Origin of the sequence: Streptomyces sp. NPDC020362, from assembly GCF_040642095.1 — a bacterium.
Classification (GTDB): domain Bacteria; phylum Actinomycetota; class Actinomycetes; order Streptomycetales; family Streptomycetaceae; genus Streptomyces.
On sequence record NZ_JBFAET010000387.1, the window covers coordinates 1 to 3,859 of the forward strand.

Genomic DNA, 3,859 nt, shown 5'->3' on the forward strand with positions numbered 1-3,859 from the left:
GCGGCGAGGCCGCTGGACGCTCACCGGTCGACCGGGGCAAACGGGGTCTGAAGCGCTTGGGCATGACGGATGGTTACGGAATCCCGCTCGGCAGTCATGGCCGGAGCGAACCGCCACGACGAGGCGGCGGGGCGGCGGTGTCTACCGGTCGCCGGGTACACCGTCAGATCCTGGTCCAGGCTCCCGCACTCGTTCACCGTGGTCGGGTATCCCTCTTCGTAGGTTCCACGGTCCTTGCCGGGCGATGCATCGAGGATGACGTTGTCGCGCCCGACGACTTGGCCGTAGACGACTCCGTGCCAGGCGGCGAGCAGTGTGGGCACCTCTCGCGGCGGGTGGTCCCGGAGAGGTTCCAGAGCGCGTTGTGCGTGCGGGCGCCCAGCGCGGTGAGGTGCCCACACTGCCGCACACCACGGCCGAGCCGTCCAACGGCGACAGGCTCACCGCCATACCACAATCCCTGGGTCCGCCGATCTTACGAATGACCGGCTCAGACCCACGCTTGGAAGATGGGACAAGGTCAGAAGCAGTCCGCGGGCATGTCGAGGGTGGTGCGGTCGAGGCTTTCCAGCAGCGCGAACTGCGCCTCTGTCCTGGGCAGTTCGTACCGGAAGAAGTATTGGCCCGCCCGGCGCTTGCCCTCGTAGAAGGCGCCGCTGCGTCCGCCGGCGGCCAGCATCTGTTCCAGCCACATCCAGGCAACCACGACGTGTCCCACGGCCTCCAGATAGACCGAGGCGTTGGCGAGGGCGGTCTCGGCGTCCCCGGCCTCCCACAGGCGCCGTGTCACGGCGGCGACGCGGGCGACGGAGGCGTCCAGCTGCCGTCCGAAGCCGGCGACCTGGGTGTCGGCGGCCGCCGCGCGGGCGGTCGTCATGGAGACGGTCTCGATGAGCAGGCGGAGCCCCGCGCCGCCGTCCATGACGACCTTCCGGCCCAGCAGGTCGAGGCCGTGGACGCCGTGCGTCCCTTCGTGGATGGGGTTGAGGCGGTTGTCCCGGTAGAACTGCTCGACGTTGTACTCGCGGGTGTAGCCGTAGCCGCCGTGGACCTGGATGGCAAGGTTGTTGGCCTCCAGGCACCACTGGGAGGGCCAGCTCTTGGCGATCGGGGTGAGCATGTCCAGCAGAAGCCGGGCGCTGGCTCGCTCGTCGGCCGTCGGGGCGGTGCGCTCGTCGTCCAGCAGCCGCCCGCAGTACAGGATGAGAGCCAGCGAGCCTTCGGCGTACGACTTCTGGGCGAGGAGCATGCGCCGGACATCGGGATGCCCGACGATCGGGATCTGGGGGGTGGTGGCGTCCCTGGCCATGAGCGGGCGGCCCTGGGGGCGGGTGCGCGCGTAGTCCAGGGCGTGCAGGTAGCCGGTGTAACCGAGCGCTGTGGACCCGAGTCCGACACCGATGCGGGCCTCGTTCATCATGTGGAACATGTAGGACAGTCCGTGGTGGGGCTCCCCGACCAGGAAGCCGACGGCACCGGGGGCCCCGCCGGGCCGGAAGGCGCCCTCACCGAAGTTCAGCAGCGTGTTGGTCGTCCCTCGGTACCCCATCTTGTGATTGAGGCCGGCCAGGGCGACGTCGTTGCGCTCGCCGAGCGTCCCGTCGGCCCCCACCAGGACCTTGGGGACGATGAAGAGCGAGAGTCCCTTCACCCCGGGCGGGCCGCCGGGGATCCTGGCCAGGACCAGGTGGACGATGTTCTCCGTCAGTTCGTGGTCGCCGCCCGAGATCCACATCTTGTTGCCGAACAGGCGGTAGGTGCCGTCGTCGGCCTGTTCCGCGCGGGTGCGCACATCAGCCAGAGAGGAGCCGGCCTGTGGCTCCGACAGGCACATGGTCCCGGAGAAGCGGCCCTCGACCATCGGGCGGACATAGGTGTCGATCTGGCCGGGGGTGCCGTGGGCCAGCAGCAGGTTTGCGTTGCCGATGGTGAGGAAGGGGTAGGCGGCCGTTCCCACGTTGGCTGCCTGGAACCAGGCGAAGCAGGCGTTGGCCACCACGCTGGGCAACTGCATGCCGCCCACCTCGTGGTCCATGCCCCCGCCGATCAGCCCGGCGCCGGCGAAGACCTTCAGGGCCTCTTCGACTTCGGGGATGATGTGGACCCGCTCGCCGTCGAAGTGCGGCTCCTGGGCGTCGTTCTTCTTGTTGTGCGGGGCGAAGTGCCGGGCGGCGATCGTCTCGCTGAGGTCCAGTACCGCGTCGAAGGTTTCGCGCGAGTGGTCGGCGAAGCGGGGGCGCGCGGTCAGGGATTCAACGTCGAGCCACTCGTGCAGCAGGAAGTCGAGGTCTCGGCGGGAGAGCAGGAGGGAGGCCATGGTCCTCTTCTTCTCGGGTTCGGGTTGCTTGTGCGAGGGGGAGTGGAGCTGTCGTCGGCCGGTCAGACCGTGGTGCCGAGGCCGCCGTCGACGGGTATGACGGCGCCGGTGACGTAGGCGCCCGCACGGCTGGCGAGATAGACGGCGACGCCGGCCATGTCGTCCGGCCGCCCGATCCGGCGCAGCGGAGCCGCCTGTGCGATCGCCTCGCCCATGGCGTCCAGGGTCGCGGCCATCATCTTCGACTCGAAGGGGCCGGGCGCGATGGCGTTCACCGTGATGCCCTGTGGCCCGAGCTCCTTGGCCAGCACGCGGGTGAGGTGGTGCAGGCCCGCCTTGCTGGCCGCGTAGGAGTAGGCCGGGACCGGGCTGACGTGCAGGCCGTCGATGGATCCGACGTTGATGATCCGCGCAGGGTCCTGCGTCGACCCGCCGGCGCGCAGCTTCGGCAGGAGGGCTTGGGTGAGCAGGAAGGGGCTGCGCAGGTTGAGGTCCATCACCTTGTCCCAGCCGCTGACCGGGAACTCGTCCAGGGGCGCACCCCAGGTGGCGCCGGCGTTGTTCACCAGGATGTGCAGCCGCTCCTCCCGCTCGCCGATGTCTGCGGCGAGTCGGTGACACTCCTCCTCGCGCGACAGGTCGGCGGGCAGCGCGACCGCCTGGCCGGGACCGGAGAGCCCGCGCACGGCTTCCTCGCAGGCTTCCGCCTTGCGGGAGCTGACGTAGACCTTGGCTCCCGCTTCGGTCAGGCCCCGGGCGATCATCAGGCCGATGCCGCGGGATCCGCCGGTCACGAGGGCGGTTTTGCCGGTGAGGGAGAACAGTGGGATCACGGTGGACTCCTGAGGGGGAGGGGCGGCACGGGCAGGCTGTTCCCCGCCCCAAACCAGATACTAAGCAGTCGCTTAGCTGCTGTCCATGCGTCCGTGGAACGCCGTCCGTGCCTCCGCGCCCCGACGGTGGCGGAGCGGACCGGCAGCGGGTCCCTCAAGGGCGTCGGCCTCACCCGACACCCGGGGCGACCGGCACGACTCCGTCAGTGGCGGCAGTGCGGTCCTTGGAGGTCTCCTGATACTCGGGAGAGTGGGCCCATGCATCAAAAGCAGCCCGATCCTTGAAGGGCATGATGATGATCTTGGCGTGGTCCCACCACCCCTCCGCGACGTCGGGCCTGCCCGTCCGCCCGCCAGGCGGCCGTCGTGACGGATGCCGCGGCATTGGCGAGCAGCGCTCCCGCCTCGCCCGCCTGGCCGCGGCCGACGATCCACTCGTCCTGGCTCGGGCCTGGCGAGGGTGTTGCTCTGCGTGGTGTCGGCGCTTCCGTGGGCGGTCGCGGACGGGGCGGCCGTGGACTTGGTGCGGGTCTGGTCGTCGCCGAGGCTGATGTGCCGGGTGAGGGCGGGGGTGCTGCCGGTACCCCACGCGAAGCCGGCGGGTGCCGGCGCCGTTCACCCGCCGGGGCCGCCCACGGAGGCCCCGGGCGGCCGGTGCACCGGTTCGCGCCCGCCCCACGTGGCGGAGGGGCGGGCGGCGGCCCCCAAA

The 3,859-nt window shown here is 70.4% G+C and carries 3 protein-coding genes and 1 pseudogene; 1 reads left to right on the forward strand and 3 read right to left on the reverse strand.

Going from position 1 to position 3,859, the window contains the following annotated elements:
* Positions 1-120 (forward strand): annotated as a pseudogene (locus AB0H32_RS47290) (IS5/IS1182 family transposase); the annotation flags it as partial.
* A 400-nt stretch (positions 121-520) separates the two neighbouring features.
* On the opposite strand, the gene AB0H32_RS47295 reads toward AB0H32_RS47290, so the two are convergent.
* The 3 genes from AB0H32_RS47295 to AB0H32_RS47305 all read right to left on the reverse strand — a co-directional run bounded on the left by AB0H32_RS47295 (position 521) and on the right by AB0H32_RS47305 (position 3,535).
* On the reverse strand, positions 521-2,317 hold the full coding sequence (locus tag AB0H32_RS47295; RefSeq protein ID WP_361135619.1) for an acyl-CoA dehydrogenase: 1,797 nt from the start codon (positions 2,315-2,317) through the stop codon (positions 521-523).
* Positions 2,318-2,379: 62 nt separating this feature from the next.
* Positions 2,380-3,150 (reverse strand): SDR family oxidoreductase, encoded by a 771-nt coding sequence (locus tag AB0H32_RS47300; protein ID WP_361135621.1) that lies wholly within the window; start codon positions 3,148-3,150, stop codon positions 2,380-2,382.
* Positions 3,151-3,319: 169 nt separating this feature from the next.
* Positions 3,320-3,535, reverse strand: coding sequence for a DUF1330 domain-containing protein (locus tag AB0H32_RS47305; RefSeq protein ID WP_361135624.1), 216 nt, complete (start codon positions 3,533-3,535; stop codon positions 3,320-3,322).
* Positions 3,536-3,859: the final 324 nt, after the last annotated feature.